This is a genomic window from Dehalogenimonas sp. 4OHTPN, assembly GCF_040448695.1.
GTDB lineage: Bacteria > Chloroflexota > Dehalococcoidia > Dehalococcoidales > Dehalococcoidaceae > Dehalogenimonas.
Genome location: NZ_CP159307.1, coordinates 1,503,829 through 1,520,009 on the forward strand (window position 1 = coordinate 1,503,829; position 16,181 = coordinate 1,520,009).

Below are 16,181 nucleotides of genomic sequence, written 5' to 3' on the forward strand. Positions count from 1 at the left end.
ATCTTCCGTCATTCTTACGATAACCCGGGGAGAAGCCCCAGCGCCCAGTAGGCCGCCATCCCCAGCACCACCGACCCGAAGAGGTTTCTAACCTTCCAGGCGAACAAAAGCACAGCCGCGGCGGAAAGTAACAGCCGAGGCTCGGCGCCGACCTCTCCGCCGTCGCCGGCGAAGACCGCCGGGAAGACCAGCGCTGACAGTACCGCCACCGGCACGTACTCCAAAAAGACCTTTGCCCGGTCCGGTATCGTCAGGCGGCTCACCAGGGCCATCGGCAGGAACCGCGGCAGAAAAGTCACCGCCGCCATTCCCAGAAATAGCAGCAGCATTTCAGGCCGCATCGGTTTTTACCTCCGCCTCGATTGGAGCGGGCTGCCGCCGCGACAGCCACAGACCGGCCAGCGGCGCAGCCGCCGCCGCGGCCAGGATGAACAAATTGTTGGGCATGAAACCCTTGAAGACAAGCGCCAGCCCCCCGGCGGCCAGAGCCACCGCCAGATGAGCCCGGCTCTTGAGCTGGAGCACCAGCAGGCAGATAAAGAGCGCCGTCATGGCGAAAGGGATGCCGAAGGAGGCGCTGTCGATGAGTGATCCGAACACGGCGCCGATGACCGAACCGGACAACCAGGCGGTGTAGGCCGTCGCCTGAAGGGCGATGAGGTAGGTCGGGCGGCCGGCGATCTTTGACGTGTCATGCATGGCCACGGCGAAGGATTCATCGGTGAGGAAGGCGGACAGAGGAACGAGTTTGTTCATCGACTGACCCTTGAAATACGGAGCGATGGCCGAGCTCATCAGCAGGTGGCGCAGGTTGACGGCGAAGGTGGTCAGGATAATCGGCAGCACGCCGGCGCCGGAAGCCAGCATGCCGACGGCGATGAACTGAGACGCTCCGGCGAAGACGAAAAAGCTCATCGCCCCGGTCTCCAACGCCGACAGCCCGGCGGCGCGGGCTAGCACGCCGTAGGCGATGCCTACCGGCAGGTAGCCCAGAACGACAGGCAGGGCAGCCTTGATGCCGTCGCGGATGTCTCTAGTCAATGAAAAGCTCTAAGGTAACGCCGTGGAAGGGCAGCGACGAGGCAACATCGACGGCCGGCCTGAAACCGCAGCTGTCATAGAGGCGGCGGGCGGCGTCCAGGCCGTCCATGGTCCACAGCCAGGCGGTCTTGTGTCCCGCCCGGCGGCAAAAGTCCAGGGCGCGGGTCAGCAGTTCCCGCCCGATGCCGCGGCCCTGGCAGGCCGGATCCACATGGAACCAGCGCAGCCGGGCGCCGGGACGCTCCGCCGGGGCGCCGACGACGGCTATGCAGCCGACGAGCAGGCGATCGGTGTGCGCTGAAAGCAGCAGGTCGCGGCCTTCGGCGTAGGTGTCGTGGAAGTCGCACATCTGGCGGGCCATCGTCACCTCGAAGGAAACGCCGGGCCGCGCCCAGGCGACATCATAGTATTCGCCCTGCATCTGGATCATGCGGCCGAGATACCCCGGGCGGAAGCCTTCGATGAATGTCACAGATAAATCAGCCATAAGTTACCGGGACACCCGCCCTATCCGAGTTCCCCCGAAAGCTGCCGCCCGCCCAGAAGATGGAAATGAAGGTGCTGGACGACCTGGCCGCCCTCCTTGCCGGAGTTGACCGTCACCCGATACCCCTTCTCTGAGATGCCCTCTGAGTGGGCGAGATCATTAGCCAGGTCAAATACATAAGCGACCAGCCCGAAATCATCGCCGCGGATATCGCTTAAAGAGGCTATGTGCTTCACCGGCACGATCAATACGTGTGTCGGGGCCTGGGGGCGGATATCACGGAAGGCGATAACCTTGTCATCTTTATGTAATATATCCGCCGGAATAGTCCCGGCGGCGATCTGGCAAAAAATACAGCTCATTTTTGGTTCTCCTTCCATATTCACGGCTTTGAGATTCGACCTTGTGGGCTAGGTCAGAATAGCATGCTATTTGATGCGATAACGAGCCTGCCCGATTTTGAACTGGTCGCTGCCCTGGGCGTCAATGGCGACAACAGCCGGAAAATGCTCCACTTCAAGCTTGAACACCGCCTCGGCGCCGAGGTCAGGGTAAGCTATAACCTCTGCCGATTTCACTCTCAGGGAGAGCAGCGCCCCGGCGCCGCCGATGGTTATCAGATACACGGCGCCGTGTTGTTTAATGGCTTCGGCGACCTGCGGCGAGCGTTCGCCTTTGCCCACCATTACCCGGAGGCCTTCTTCAACAAGGCGCGGCGTGTATTTGTCCATGCGGGCTGAAGTCGTCGGGCCGCAAGAACCGATGATCTGTCCCGGACGGGCCGGCGAAGGTCCCATGTAATAAATCACCGCCGTTGAAAGATCAATCGGCAGGCTATCACCGCTGTCGAGAGCCTCGATGAAGCGTTTGTGCGCCGCGTCGCGGGCGGCGTAAATGGTGCCGGAGAGCAGCACTCTGTCGCCGGCTTTAAGCTCGGCGATAGTTTCGGCCGGCATGGGCAGTCTTATCCTGCGCCACTCGTTCACAGCACCGCCTCCTTGTGGCGGGCGCTGTGACACTGGAGGTTGACCGCCACCGGCAGGCTGGCGATGTGGCAGGGCATGCTCTCGATATGAACGGCCAGGGCGGTGACGCTGCCGCCGAGACCCAGCGGCCCGATGCCCAACCTGTTCACCTTCCCCAGGATTTCCCGCTCCAGAGCGGCGGCGTCGGCGTCAGGGCTGGGCTTTCCGACCTTGCGGAGAAGCGAGCGCTTGGCTAAAAGCATAGCGGCTTCGGCGGTGCCGCCGATGCCGATGCCGATAATGAGGGGCGGGCAGGGTTTGCCGCCGGCTTCCTCAACGGCGCGGACGGCGGCCTCGATGACACCGCCGCGGCCTTCGGCCGGCTTTAGCATATAGAGGCGGCTCATGTTCTCCGCGCCTGAACCCTTGGCCATCAGGCTGATGTTAACTTTATCGCCCGGAACGACGCGGTAATGAATGACCGGCGGGGTGTTGTCGCCGGTGTTGACGCGATCGGTGACCGGTCCTGCGACCATCGACTTTCTAAGGTATCCTTCGATGTAGCCTTTGCCGACGCCATCGGCGACGGCAGTTTCGAGATCGCCGCCGGTGATGTGAACCTCCTGCCCGACATCGATGAAGACCACGGCCACGCCGCAGTCCTGGCAGAGCGGTTTGCGGTGCGACATCGCCTGGTGGACGTTCTCAATGATCATTTCCAGCATTTCACGGCCGAGCGAGGATTTTTCAACATCATGCGCCCGGGTTAGAGCCACTAAAACGTCGGGGGATATTTCATAATTGGCTTCCTCGGCAAGGCGGGCCACGGCGGCGGTGATGGTGGAGGCTTGGATTTCACGCATAAGGCACATTATAAGTCAGGCTAAGGTCGGATGTCATTGGCATCAGTACCAGTCCCGTATTCACCCTCCGGCAAGCTCAGAGAGAACGGAAGGCGGTGTGCAAGTCGTTTCGGTTGGAATAAAAAAGAACTTACAGGTTGAGCGCGGCGATCATCTTCCTGACCGCCTCGGCGGAGGCATTGAGGGCTGCCGATTCTTCGGCGTTAAGCGGCAGCTCGATGATATCTTGTATGCCGCGGCGGCCCAGCCTCACCGGAACGCCAAGAACCACGTCCGACAGGCCGTACTCGCCGTCCAGGCAGGCGGCACAGTTCATCCGGGTGCCGGAATCGGCGACGACGGCATTAACCATGTGAGCAATAGAAGCCGAAGGAGCATAAAAAGCTGAGCCGGTCTTCAGGAAGCCGACGATCTCGGCGCCGCCGTCGACGGTGCGCTCAGCCAGGGCTTTTTGTTTGGCCTCGTCAACGAGTTCGGAAAGGGGCTTGCCTTTGACCGTCGTGAACCTGGGATAGACCACCATGCTGCCGCCGTGTTCGCCCATCACGCAGGGTGAAACATCGCGGGCATCTACACCCAAGTCTTCGGTAATGAAGGCGGCGAGGCGGCCGCCGTCGAGGACGCCGGACAGGCCGAAGACGCGCTGCCGCGGCAGGCCGGAGACCTTTAAAGCCAGATACGTCATGGCGTCAACCGGGTTGGTGACGATGATAAAAACGGCGTTAGGGGACACTGCCAGCGATTTCTCCACCACCTCGCGGACGATTTTGGCGTTGATGCCGATAAGCTCGTCGCGGGTCATCCCCGGCTTGCGGGCGATGCCGGCGGTGATGACAATGATGTCGGAGCCGGCGGTCACATCGTAGGAGTTCGAGCCGACCAGCTTATGGGTGAAGCCCAAAACGTTGGCCGACTGCCGCAGGTCGAGGGCCTTGCCCTGGGGAATACCCTCAACGACGTCCACCAGGGCGACGTCGCCAAAATCTTTCTCGATGAGGCGCTGGGCCAGGGTGGCGCCGACATTGCCGGCGCCGACGACGGTGATTTTCATCTTAGATTCATACTCCAACCGGGATTAAATCCCCTTAGTCTCCCTTTTTCAAAGGGGGAGATACTAGCGCAGTTTTTCGATGACAGCGTCGGCCACCTGAGACGTCCCGACCGGGGTTGCGCCCGGGGCAGCCAGGTCGTAAGTGACGGATTTGCCTTCGGCGATGACGGCGGCGATGGCTGTTTCCAGCCGGTCAGCCGCGAAGGTCTCGTTGAGGTGCCGGAGCATCAGCACGCCGGAGAGCATCATAGCCATGGGATTGACCTTGTTCAAGCCCTTGTACTTGGGGGCCGAACCGTGGGTTGGTTCGAAGACGGCGAAGTCATCGCCGATGTTGCCGCCGGGAGCGACGCCCAGCCCGCCAATCAGCCCGGCGCATAAATCAGACAGGATGTCGCCATAGAGGTTAGGACAGGCAATGACATCGAACTGCTGCGGATTCCGGACAAGCTGCATGGTCATGTTGTCCACGATGCGGTCCTCGAATTCGATGTCGGGATAAGCGGTCGCCACGTCGCGGGCCACCGCCAGGAACAGGCCGTCGGAAAATTTCAGGATATTGGCCTTGTGCACCGCGGTGACCTTCTTGCGGCCGTAGCGGCGGGCATACTCGAAGGCGTACTTGACGATGCGGCGGGTGCCGGTCTCGGAGATCATCTTGATAGAGAAACCGGCGTCGTCGCGGATCTGCTTCTCGCCCTTGTCGCGGAGCATCTGCTTCAATTTCTCGGCCCAGTCGGTGCCGCGCTCGAACTCTATGCCGGCGTAGAGGTCTTCCATGTTCTCGCGGACGATGACCAGGTCCACGTCCTCGTAGCGCGACGGCACGCCCCTGAAGCTCTTGCAGGGCCGCAGGCAGGTGTAGAGGTCGAGGGCTTTACGAATGGCGACGTTGACACTGCGAAAGCCGGAGCCGACGGGGGTGGTAATGGGACCTTTGATGGCTACTTTATTCTTCCTGATGGAGTCCAAAACGTTGTCCGGCAGCGGCGTGCCGTATTGGGCGATGACATCAACGCCTGCATGCACCACTTCCCAGTTGAAATTGACCCCGGTGGCTTCAAGGACGCGGCGGGTGGCGTCCGATATTTCCGGGCCGATGCCGTCGCCGGGGATGAGGGTTACGTTGTGAATCATGGCGCTCCTTTAATGACAATCGTGGATCGAGATTCTTAGCTGAGCTCAAGATAATGTGATGGCTATAGCTTGAAATCGCCGTGCTTCTTGATGTAGGGCATCAAGCCGCCCTCGTTCAGGATGGCCAGCATAGCGTCCGGTATCTTGCCGAAGGTAAGGGTCCGGCCGTTGGTCTTATCAAAGATGACGCCCGCCGCCAGATCTACCTCAAGCTCGTCGCCCTCGTCAATCCTGTCGGTGTCGCACACCAGCACCGGCAGGCCGACGTTGATGGCGTTGCGGAAAAAGATGCGGGCGACGGACTTGGCTAACACCGCCGAAACTCCAGCCATCTTGATGATGACCGGGGCGTGCTCACGGCTTGAGCCCAGGCCGAAATTGCTGCCGCCGACGACGAAATCGCCCCGCTTGACCCTCGAAGAGAAGGTCGGGTCGGCATCTTCGAGGACATGCTTGGCCAGCTCCGACAGGTTGCTGCGGAGATGAACGAGGCGGCCGGGGGCGATCAGGTCGGTGGAAATGTTATCGCCGAATTTGAAGGCTTTACCCTTGAGCATTTATGCAACCTCCCGCGGGTCGGTGATGACGCCGGTGACGGCCGAGGCGGCGGCTGTCGGCGTGCTGGAAAGATATATCAGTCCTTCAGGATTGCCCATGCGGCCCAGGAAATTGCGGTTGGCGGTAGACAGGCAGGTCTCGCCGTCGCCCAGTACGCCCTGATGAACGCCCAGGCAACCGGCGCAACCTGGAGGCAGAATCGTCGCCCCAGCCTGAACCAGATCCTGGATGTAGCCCATCCTCATCCCGGCAAGCATTACCTGAGGGGAGGCGGGAGCCACCAAAAGGCGGGTGGCCGGGTTGCGGCGCTTGCCGCGCAGGATATCGGCGGCCAGTTTCAGATCTTCGAGGCGGCCGTTGGTGCAGGTGCCGATAAAGACCTGATCAACTTTCATACCCTTCAGCTCCCCGACAGCGGCGGTGTTATCAACGGTATGCGGCTTGGCAACGGTCGGCTCGAGAGCCGCAAGATCGATGTCGATAACACGCTCGTAGACCGCGTCCTCATCCGCAAAGAGGCGGATGTGGTCTTTAGACCGGCCCTGCTGGGTGAGATATTCCAGGGTCGCGTCGTCTGACGGGAACAGGCCGACCTTGGCGCCGGCCTCAACGGCCATGTTGGCGATGGTGAGCCGGTCGGTCACCGGCATGGCAGCGACCCCCGGGCCGCCGAACTCCAGCGATTTGTAGGTCGCCCCGTCAGCGCCGATCATGCCGATTAGATGCAGGATAACATCCTTGGCGGTGACCCTGGGCTGCAATTTCCCGGTTAGACGGATGAAGTAGGTCTCCGGCACCCGGAACCAGGTTTTGCCCAGGCCGAAAGCCGCGGCCACATCCGACGAACCCATGCCGGTGGCGAAGGCGCCGAGGCCGCCGGCGGTGACAGTGTGCGAATCGGCGCCGACGATGACATCGCCGGGACAGGCGTACCTTTCGGCCATGATCTGATGGCAAACGCCTTCGCCGACATCGGACAGCACCGCACCGTAATCTTTGGCGAACTTGCGCAGAAAAGTGTGGTCGCAGGAGAGTTGCTTCTGCGGCGACGGCGCAGCGTGATCAATAAAGAGGATGGTGTGCGTCGGGTTGGCCAGTTTCGGCAGGCCGAGGCTTAAGAACTCGCGGACCGTCAACGGCCCGGTGGTGTCCTGAACTAAAGCCCAATCAACCGGCGACACGACGATGTCTCCGGGCTTAACATCAAGACCGGTTTTCATCGAGAGAATTTTTTCAGCTAAAGTTTTACCCATACAACCTCAAAATCCGAATATCGAAGAACGAAATCCGAAACAAACTCTAAATTATAATCCAGAAATAGAAACATCGCCCTCACCCTTATCTTCTCCCGCGAGTCCGCGCGGGCGAGGAGGGTCAAGGGACGATGATAGCCAGGACGTCGTCACGGGAAACGCGGTCGCCGACGCCGAATTTGACCGCCGCCACCGTGCCGTCAGCCGGCGACGGCAGGTCAATGGCCATTTTCATCGCCTCCAGGACGACCACGGTATCGCCGGACTTGACCTTGTCGCCGACCTTGACCTCATAGCGCAGGACGACCCCGGGCATGGGGGCCAGCACGTCTTCGCCGCAGGGTTCCGGGGCGGAGGCAGGCTTAGCTTCGGTTGCAGCCACCGAGGACTCGACCGGTTTCGGAATCTCGACTGCCTTGGGCGGTTCAACCGCTTTCCGTCCTTCGACAGGCTCATGACGAACAGTCGCCGCTGCGGGCGGCGGCGCGGCCGAAGGCTGGGCCGGAGGAGGCGCGTAGACTGCCGGCGCGGCGGTTGAGGCTGACTCCACGCCGACGCAGTAAACCTTGCCGTCCAGATGGACGTTGAAGTGCCGTAGACCGCCGGCGGGGACAGACACCGGAGAGGGCGCCTGGGCGGCGGGCTTCTCGGCGGTCTTTTCGGCCAGTTTTCCGGCCTTGGCTTTGGCGATAAGCTCGTCCTCGCGCTTGACGTCGTCGATGGTTTTAGCCCTGACGTCCGCCGGCGGGGTTTCAAGGCCATACTTCCATTTCAGGAAGCGCAGGCCGACCTGCGGGTACAGGGCATAGGTTAAAACGTCGCCGATGTCCCTGGCGATGCCTTTTGTAGCTTCTTTGGCCGCCTCAAGCTCCGGTTTCAGGACATCAGCGGGGCGGACGGTGATGGGTGACTCGCCGCGCTCGTAACCTTTGAGGGCTAGCTTCTGGATTTCCGGGTCGACCGGCATCGGCGGGCGGCCGTAGAGGCCGTAGAAGTAGTCTTTGACCTGGGCGGAGATGACCTTGTAACGGCCGAAGAGGACGTTCTGCACCGCCTGAATGCCGACGATCTGGCTTGTCGGCGTCACCAGCGGCGGGAAACCCATTTCTTTGCGGACGCGGGGAATCTCCTCGTAGACCTCGTCGATGCGGTTCAGGGCGCCGGCCTCACGCAGCTGCGAGACAAGATTGGAGATCATGCCGCCCGGCACCTGGTGCTCCAGCACCGCGGTGTCGATGACCGACATCCTGGTGGTGTCCTGGAAGTCGCGGTATTTGGGCGAGATCTCTTCGAAGTAGTCGCCGAACTTGAGGAGCTGGTGTAGGTTGAGGCCGGTGTCCCGCGGCTGGCCGGAAAGCGCGGCGACGAACGGTTCGACCGCCGGATGCGAAGTCCGCAGAGACCAGGGCGCCAGGCAGGTGTCGACGATGTCGGCGCCTGCCTCAACGGCCTTGTACATGCTCATCGAGGCCATGCCGGAGGTGTAATGGGTATGGAACTGAACCGGTATCTTCAACGCTTTTTTGAGCGCCTTGACCAGGGTATAAGCGTCGTTTGGGGCGATGATGCCGGCCATATCCTTGATGCAGAAGGAATCGGCGCCCAAAGCCTCGAACTTTTTGGCTTTTTCAATATAATAATCCAGGTTGTAAACCGGACCGCCCATCGTCCGTTCGGTCAGCGAGTAGGAAATGGCCAGCTGGGCGTGCTTGCCCTTGGATTTTATAGCCGCCAGGGCTGTTTCGAAATTGCGTTCGTCGTTGACGGCGTCGAAAACGCGGAAGATGTCCACGCCGCAGTCCGCGGCATGCTCCACGAAAGCGGTGACCACGTCGTCGGCGTAGTTGCGGTAACCCACCAGGTTCTGACCGCGGAGCAGCATCTGCAGCGGCGTCCTGGTGGCGCGTTTTTTCATCTCGCGCAGCCGGTCCCAGGGATCTTCGTTGAGAAAGCGAATGGGTACATCAAACGTAGCGCCGCCCCAGACCTCCATGGAATGGAAGCCGGCCTGGTCCATATCGCCGATGATGCCCAGGATGTCGTCGGTGCGCATCCGGGTGGCGAAGAGCGACTGGTGGCCGTCGCGGAGCGTCAGGTCGGTAATCTTGAGTGGCTGAGCCGGCATGTTCTCCCCCTTCTATACCGAGGCGGTCGATTCAGTTTGCAGATAGGCGGCCACGGCAGCGGCGATGAGCGCTTTGAGCCGCGTCATGTCAGGCGGCGGCGCGTTAATCCCTTCCGACTCAAGATAAGCCAGAACGGCAGCGCATATTATAGCGATTTCGGGGTAATTCATCATCTTGGCGATGCCAAACAAAAACCCATGTTATTCTAGCGGAAAAGGGCGGCGGTGGGAAAGGCGTTCATGGATTGACGAGCTCACCAGGAACACCCATTCAACATGGCCCGAAGGATGACGCTTGTAATGCCTCGGCGGTTATAGCGGGATATTCCCGTGCTTCTTGGGCGGGTTTCTACCCTGCTTGCCGGCCAGGACCTTGAGCGCTTGGATTAGGCGATGGCGGGTTTCGACGGGGACGATGACGTCATCGATGTAGCCCAGAGCCGCGGCCTGGTACGGATTGTCAAATTTATCCCGGTATTCCGAGACGCAGCGCTGCCGCTCGGCCTCAGGTTCGGCGGCTTCAGCGATCTTTTTACGGTGGATGACGGCTACGGCGCCCTCCGCCCCCATGACGGCGATCTCGGCGCAGGGCCAGGCCAGATTGATGTCGCCGCGGAGGTGGCGCGAACTCATGACGATATAAGCGCCACCGTAGGCTTTCCTGGTGATTACGGTAATCTTGGGCACGGTCGCCTCGGCATAAGCGAAGATCAGCTTGGCCCCGTGGCGGATGATGCCGCCGTGCTCCTGGTCGACGCCGGGCATGAAGCCGGGGACGTCCACAAAGCTGACCAGCGGGATGTTGAAGGCATCGCAGAAACGGACGAAGCGCGCCGCCTTGACCGAGGCGTTGATGTCTATAACGCCGGCCAGATAATTGGGCTGCTGGGCGACAATACCGACGCTCTGGCCGTCCAGCCGGCCGAAGCCGACGATCATGTTGGGGGCAAATCCGGCGTGGACCTCCATGAAATCACTGCCGTCGACGACGGCGGTGATGATCTTCTTCATGTCGTAAGCCCGCTTGGGGTCGTCAGGGACGATGGAGTTAAGGGACTCGTCGATCTGCGGGGCGTGGGTCTTTTTTACCGCCAGTTTCGGCGGGCTTTCCTTAAAGCTCGACGGGATGAAGGACAGCAGCCGCCGCACCGCGGCGAAGCAGTCCACCTCGGAGTTGAAGGTGAAGTGGGACACGCCGCTCTTTTTGGCATGAACGTCGGCGCCGCCTAAGGCCTCGTGGGTCACTTCCTCGCCGGTGACCGCCTTGACCACGTCCGGGCCGGTGATGTACATCTGGCCCAGGCCTTTGACCATAAAAACGAAATCGGTCAGCGCCGGGCCGTAAACCGCGCCGCCGGCCGATGGGCCGACGACGATCGAGATCTGCGGTATCGAACCCGAAGCCAGGGCATTCAGGAGCAGAATATCACCGACGCCGCAGAGGGAAGCCACGCCCTCCTGGATGCGGGCGCCGCCGGAGTCATTGATCGCCAGCAGCGGCGCGCCCTGGTCAATGGCCATATCCACGATCTGGCGCACCTTCTGGCCGACAACCTCAGAGATGGAGCCGCCGAGAACCGTGAAATCCTGGGAGTAGATAAAAACCTTCCGCCCGTCAATAGTCCCGGAACCGGTTACCACGGCGTCGCCGGGGTGGATGGCATCGGCCAGCCCGAAATCGGCGGACCGGTGCGAGCAAAAGGCGGACAACTCGGTGAAAGAGCCGGGATCGAGCAATTTTTCGATGCGTTCCCGGGCGGTCAGCTTGCCGCGGGCGTGCTGCGCCTTGATCCGCGCTTCGCCGCCGCCGCAGGCGATCTGCTGCTTTTTGGCTTCAAGTTCGGTCAGTTTGTCTTTCATTGAACAATCATTCACCTAAACAGGATGCCGCTATCTTAGCACAGGGGTATCAGACAGGCAATAAAAAAGCCCGCGACAACGGGCTAGAACAAGCGTAGCCCTCCTTGCGAAGGGCTACGGCGATATTCGATTATGCGCGCCGGACCGGTTCTAGACGGCGACCGAGATGCGGGCTTCGGTCTCATCGGCGGCGCGGCTGCTCTTCTTGATCTCCTTGACGGACTGGATGTAAGGGCAGTAGCCGTCGTCAAAGAAGGTGCAGCGGTTGGAAAAGCCCGAGTAGTGACATAGACCGCAGTGCTGAGTGGCGACCTGGAAACTTGATTTCGTCATCTGCCTGTTCCTCCCGATCTATTTGGACATGCCCCAGACCGATGGTACGATACCAGTGTACTTAAGGACTAGTACCGGTGTGGGGAAGTGACCGCATTATATAGTACCGGCGGGAACAATGTCAATAGGTATTTGTACTTAGTGGCGGGCGATTTTGCTACGCGGTTTCATGTTGTGGCTGATGAAGAATGAGGCGGTGGCACGAGATATCGTGCCCCTGCGCGAAGGCTGTCCCTGGATCCGCCCCAAAGCCAGAGGATAACTCAAAGGCGATTGCCACGCTACTGCCTTGAAAGGCAGTAGCTCGCACCGACAAAGACTATTCCGGTTTGTTCTCTTCCCGCTCCGGGAACCGGTTCTTCAGCCTCGTGTTAATGATCTTCTCCTGCCCCAGATCTGTTGGGAAATAAAACCGTTTGTTCTTGAGAGAATCCGGCAAGTTCTGCTGCTTCACGAAGCCGCCGGGGAAGTCATGGGCGTACTTGTAGCCCTTGCCGTAGCCCAAGTCTTTCATCAGACCGGTTGGGGCGTTGCGGAGGTGGAGGGGTACCGGTTCGATGGGATTTTTGGTGATAGTCTCCTGAACCCTCTTATAAGCCGTGTAGAGCGAATTGCTCTTGGGCGCCGTGGCCAGATAAACCACCAGCTGCGCCAGCGCCACGTTGCATTCCGGCATGCCGACGAAATGGACCGCTTGCTGCGCTGACATAGCGATGACCAGCGCCTGCGGGTCCGCCATGCCGATATCCTCCGAGGCGAAGCGGATGAGGCGGCGGACGACGTACAGCGGATCCTCCCCGGCCTCCAGCATCCGCCCCAGCCAGTAGAGCGAGGCATCCGGATCGGAACCGCGGAGTGATTTATGTAAAGCCGAGGTGATGTCGTAGTGCTGCTCACCCGCCCTATCGTAGAGAAGCGTCTTGGCCTGGGCGGCGTCCTCGATGGTCTCGATGGTGAGCTGCCGCCTGCCTGAGGCATCGGGCGGGGTGGTGCGGGCGGCCAACTCCAGGATATTCAACGCGATTCTCGCATCGCCCGAAGCCAGGTTGATTATTTGGGCCGCGGCCTCATCGGACAGGACGACATTTGAGGCACCGATGCCGCGCTCGGCGTCGGCTATCGCCCGGTCAAGGATGAGCCGCATCTGTTCGGCGGTCAAACCTTTCAAGACATAGGTACGCGCCCTCGATAACAACGGGGAGATGACCTCGAACGACGGGTTCTCGGTCGTCGCACCGATGAGAGTCACCGTGCCGTCCTCGACGTACGGCAGGATAGTGTCCTGCTGCCCTTTGTTGAAGCGGTGGATTTCGTCGATGAAGAGTATAGTCTTCTGGTTCTGCGCCAGCCGCCGCTGCTTTGCCTCGTCGATGATCTTTCTAAGGTCGGCGACGCCGGCGGAAACAGCGCTAACCTGGGCGAAATAGGCGTTGGTAGCTTTAGCCATAAGATTGGCCAGCGTCGTCTTGCCGGAGCCCGGCGGCCCCCACAGGATAATGGAGGGTAATTCTCCGGCATCTATCGCCCGCCGCAGGGCGCGGCCCTCGGTTACCAGGTGCTCCTGGCCGACATACTCGTCGAGAGTCCTCGGCCGCATCCGGGCGGCCAGCGGCGCTGACTGGTCCCGCAGCTTTTCAAAATGGGCTTCGAACATGTCCCGGGGCATTCTTCAGCCTCTCGCGGAGAATCTCCATGACTTCATCGGCGTTATCGGTGGAAAAGACTATATGCCGGTAACGGCCGGTTTTCAACTTAAGGTCAATCCTGGGCTTGCCGACCAGGGTATAGGCTTTGACCCAGCCATCCTTGGTATATGAGACGCGGTAGCCCCAGCCGCCGTAAGCCAACCCGGACCGCTTGTCCTGTTCGGAAGATTCTATATCCTCGTAGAGGACGGTGGTCTTGAAGCGGCCGAAAGCGAGGTTCAGGGCGGCGGGCTCGATGGTCAAGCGGTAAGTCACGAAGCTGGTAACGAGCCAACCGGTGCCCAGGAACACCGCTGCCATGAACAGCCAGAAAAACGTCGGCGGGGCGTTGGAAACGATCGGGCCGGAGAACGCCTGGACGAGCGCCATTCCCAGGAAAAAGATGCCGAGAAATAACTCGAAGGCCGCCAGAAATTTCATAGGCGTTATCGAGATTTCCTCCCGGTAAAGCTCTTCACCCCGCGGCGGAACGACGGGCATCAACAACCTCGCTGGCGGCTACATGGGCATATAGAAAGGCGGTGGGCCGCCGACCCCGTCCGGGCGGCCGCGGTCGAGAGCATCTACATCAACAAGCTGATCGGACGACTCCTTATCACCGAAGCCGAAGCGGCGGGCTTCGCGGGCTTTGTCCCGGATGAGTTTCAGCAACGGCTCGGGGTTGCGGGTGGGGACGAGGAGGTAGCGCAGGGCGTCGTTTTTTAATGCCAACTCCAACCGTGGCAAGCAGCCGATGGCATAGATCATGGCCGTCTCACCGGCGATCTTGGTCGGCACCGCGGTCATTGGGTTGCAGGGCTGCGGGCGGCTGAGGTCATCGGAGACCGACTCGATCTGGCGCCAGGTTACCGAATGGGCGTTCATGCCGGCACTGACGGTCAACCTATCAGCCGTAGCGATTATCTTGAATCTGCCGAATGATATGGCAAACAATGCCAGAATGAAGAATGCGGCGGCTGGGACGAAAAAGATGACCGCCCCGTTGCCATGCGATCCATTCTGTCCGAAGGGATCGATGAAAGCCAGGGCAACAAAAGCCAGGCTCAAAGCCACTATCCCACCCGCAATTAACCTGGCGGAGGTCAGGCCGATGTCCTCGTGATAGAGCACCTCTGGGCGCGTCATGACGGCACCCAAATCTGCTGGGCGTTGACCACTTCGGCATCGCCGGGGAGGTCCAGTTGCTGCGGTGTCTCAGTGTGGAAGGCCAAACCCTTGTAGCTGGTGAGATAAGCGAACTTCTGCCCGCGCCAGCCGGATTTGGCGGTCACGATTAGGGGATCCCTGGTCTTGGAGGCGATGAATATGAAATCCTGGGCATCGACCCTGATCAGAACGCCGGAAGCCTTGACCGCGTTGACCATGGCGGCGTGAGCCGCCGCCGCACCGCCGTAAGCCATGAGAGCCTCCTTCGGTGGCGATTTCCGAGGTTATTATAGCCCTTTAGCGGTACCGCTTCACCTGAAATTTCGACAGCTTCAGCTGCTCGCCGGGGGAAATACCGGCCTTCTGGCAGCAGATATCAATCTGCTCCTGGGGGGTATTCACCCCCTCCAGGTCAGGCAGCAGCAGGCCGCGTCGCCAGCCGCATTCGACGATGACGCCGTATTTCTTGGGATCGAGTTCCGCGAACACCGCAGGCTCAGGCGAAGTCAGCACGTCAACGCTGTAAGACAGGCGCTCAAGTTCCTGCGGCGTGATGGGCAGGAAGCGGGGGTCGCGGGTGGCGGCGGAAATGGCGTTGACGATTATTTCCTCGGCCACATTCGGCCGCGACGGCTCGAAGGTGCCGATGCAGCCGCGGAGTTGGCCATCCTTTTTAATGGAAACGAAAACGCCGGCCCTCTCCTTCATTTCCGGGGTCAGTTCTTCCGGCGGCTTGTTGATCCTGCGCTCTTTGACATATGCCTCGACGGTGTCTTTGGCCAGCTTCACCAGCGGCGACATTTCCGTACGGCGGACGATGACCCCGGCGTAGCCGACCACGGAGGAATAGTCGCCTGAGGCATCGCCGGAGGTCTGGTAGCGGACCAGTTCGGCGCTCCTGGCCCCCAGCGCCCTGGCGGCGGCCAGCATGGTCACCACCGGGGCGTAGCCGCACATCGAGATGCGCTCCCTGATTACCCGGTCCAGCAAAGCCGCCTCGTCCATCTTGAGGATTTCCTCGATGGCGCGGCGGTCCTTGGCCGAAGCCGCCTCCTGAGGCTCGTAATGCGACATATCGGACGAGGCGACGATGACGACCTTTTTACCCGGGGCCTCCTTTATGGCCTGGGCGATGCTGGCGCCGATTTCGCGGTAGATATCGAGAGTTGCCACGGCCAGGATGATAGGCACAATCTTAAGATCCGGCCTGAAGTACTGCAGCAGCGGCAGCTGCACCTCGATGGAGTGCTCCCCCTGGTGAGCGGTGCGGTCCTCCTGAAGGTACTTAGAGGTGGCCAGGATGTTCTGTGCCAGGGCTGAATCAATTGACACCTCACCGAGGGGCGTCTGCCAGGAGCCCACGGTCATGATCGAGAACGGCTTACCCATGCCGGTGTGGTTGGGACCGAGAATGATATAGGTGTCGGCCGGCTCGATGCGGGCGATAACCGATGCGGCGACCGCCCCGGAATAGATGTAGCCGGCGTGAGGCGAGACAATGCCGATGGCGTCGATTTTATCCTCGACCTCCTCAACAAATGTCTCGATCAGTGACCGGAGGCTGCCGGCGGCGTCGGGATAAAAACGGCCGGAGGCGATGGGCTGCCTGATCATTGCCATAGTCCCCTCCTTACTCGCAGGTTGGTGTTCGGTTAT

Annotated in this window: 19 protein-coding genes; all 19 read right to left on the reverse strand. The window is 60.7% G+C overall.

The genetic code is table 11. The features are described from left to right. Positions 1 to 14: 14 nt before the first annotated feature. Positions 15 to 341, reverse strand: coding sequence for an AzlD domain-containing protein (locus tag ABV300_RS07755; RefSeq protein ID WP_353714293.1), 327 nt, complete (start codon positions 339 to 341; stop codon positions 15 to 17). After that, entirely contained in the window at positions 331 to 1,041 is a 711-nt protein-coding gene (locus ABV300_RS07760; protein WP_353714294.1) for an AzlC family ABC transporter permease, read from the reverse strand. Before ABV300_RS07760 ends, ABV300_RS07755 begins: the two co-directional genes overlap by 11 nt. Beyond that, the gene (locus ABV300_RS07765) at positions 1,034 to 1,528 is read right to left on the reverse strand and encodes a GNAT family N-acetyltransferase (RefSeq protein WP_353714295.1); all 495 of its coding nucleotides are present in this window, start codon (positions 1,526 to 1,528) and stop codon (positions 1,034 to 1,036) included. Before ABV300_RS07765 ends, ABV300_RS07760 begins: the two co-directional genes overlap by 8 nt. A gap of 20 nt (positions 1,529 to 1,548) precedes the next feature. Continuing rightward, the gene (locus ABV300_RS07770) at positions 1,549 to 1,890 is read right to left on the reverse strand and encodes a histidine triad nucleotide-binding protein (protein ID WP_058439255.1); all 342 of its coding nucleotides are present in this window, start codon (positions 1,888 to 1,890) and stop codon (positions 1,549 to 1,551) included. Between the two features lie 66 nt (positions 1,891 to 1,956). After that, entirely contained in the window at positions 1,957 to 2,514 is a 558-nt protein-coding gene (locus ABV300_RS07775; RefSeq protein ID WP_353714296.1) for a Fe-S-containing hydro-lyase, read from the reverse strand. After that, positions 2,511 to 3,356, reverse strand: a complete 846-nt coding sequence (locus tag ABV300_RS07780) for a fumarate hydratase (protein ID WP_353714297.1) — start codon at positions 3,354 to 3,356, stop codon at positions 2,511 to 2,513. Before ABV300_RS07780 ends, ABV300_RS07775 begins: the two co-directional genes overlap by 4 nt. Positions 3,357 to 3,486: 130 nt before the next feature. Further along, a complete protein-coding gene (gene mdh / locus ABV300_RS07785; protein WP_353714298.1) occupies positions 3,487 to 4,407 on the reverse strand; it encodes a malate dehydrogenase in 921 nt (306 codons plus the stop codon). Positions 4,408 to 4,470: 63 nt separating this feature from the next. After that, positions 4,471 to 5,544 (reverse strand): isocitrate/isopropylmalate dehydrogenase family protein, encoded by a 1,074-nt coding sequence (locus ABV300_RS07790; protein ID WP_353714299.1) that lies wholly within the window; start codon positions 5,542 to 5,544, stop codon positions 4,471 to 4,473. A 62-nt stretch (positions 5,545 to 5,606) separates the two neighbouring features. Beyond that, entirely contained in the window at positions 5,607 to 6,101 is a 495-nt protein-coding gene (locus ABV300_RS07795) for a 3-isopropylmalate dehydratase small subunit (protein ID WP_353714300.1), read from the reverse strand. Further along, positions 6,102 to 7,355, reverse strand: coding sequence for a 3-isopropylmalate dehydratase large subunit (locus tag ABV300_RS07800; protein ID WP_353714301.1), 1,254 nt, complete (start codon positions 7,353 to 7,355; stop codon positions 6,102 to 6,104). It lies immediately after the preceding gene. Between the two features lie 121 nt (positions 7,356 to 7,476). Continuing rightward, positions 7,477 to 9,480 (reverse strand): pyruvate carboxylase subunit B, encoded by a 2,004-nt coding sequence (locus tag ABV300_RS07805; protein ID WP_353714302.1) that lies wholly within the window; start codon positions 9,478 to 9,480, stop codon positions 7,477 to 7,479. 12 nt (positions 9,481 to 9,492) lie between these two features. Further along, positions 9,493 to 9,654, reverse strand: coding sequence for a hypothetical protein (locus tag ABV300_RS07810; protein ID WP_353714303.1), 162 nt, complete (start codon positions 9,652 to 9,654; stop codon positions 9,493 to 9,495). Positions 9,655 to 9,792: 138 nt separating this feature from the next. Further along, positions 9,793 to 11,340, reverse strand: a complete 1,548-nt coding sequence (locus ABV300_RS07815) for an acyl-CoA carboxylase subunit beta (RefSeq protein WP_353714304.1) — start codon at positions 11,338 to 11,340, stop codon at positions 9,793 to 9,795. 150 nt (positions 11,341 to 11,490) lie between these two features. Then, entirely contained in the window at positions 11,491 to 11,673 is a 183-nt protein-coding gene (locus ABV300_RS07820; RefSeq protein ID WP_058439245.1) for a hypothetical protein, read from the reverse strand. Between the two features lie 319 nt (positions 11,674 to 11,992). Beyond that, a complete protein-coding gene (locus tag ABV300_RS07825) occupies positions 11,993 to 13,339 on the reverse strand; it encodes a replication-associated recombination protein A (RefSeq protein ID WP_353714305.1) in 1,347 nt (448 codons plus the stop codon). Next, entirely contained in the window at positions 13,308 to 13,859 is a 552-nt protein-coding gene (locus ABV300_RS07830) for a hypothetical protein (protein ID WP_353714306.1), read from the reverse strand. The genes ABV300_RS07825 and ABV300_RS07830 overlap by 32 nt, the downstream gene beginning before the upstream one ends. Before the next feature lie 18 nt (positions 13,860 to 13,877). Further along, positions 13,878 to 14,504, reverse strand: coding sequence for a hypothetical protein (locus ABV300_RS07835; RefSeq protein WP_353714307.1), 627 nt, complete (start codon positions 14,502 to 14,504; stop codon positions 13,878 to 13,880). Further along, a complete protein-coding gene (locus ABV300_RS07840; RefSeq protein WP_353714308.1) occupies positions 14,501 to 14,779 on the reverse strand; it encodes a hypothetical protein in 279 nt (92 codons plus the stop codon). The genes ABV300_RS07835 and ABV300_RS07840 overlap by 4 nt, the downstream gene beginning before the upstream one ends. 43 nt (positions 14,780 to 14,822) lie before the next feature. After that, positions 14,823 to 16,145 carry an AmmeMemoRadiSam system protein B gene (gene amrB, locus ABV300_RS07845; RefSeq protein ID WP_353714309.1) on the reverse strand — a complete coding sequence of 441 codons (1,323 nt, stop codon included), beginning with the start codon at positions 16,143 to 16,145 and terminating at the stop codon, positions 14,823 to 14,825. Positions 16,146 to 16,181 lie beyond the last annotated feature (36 nt).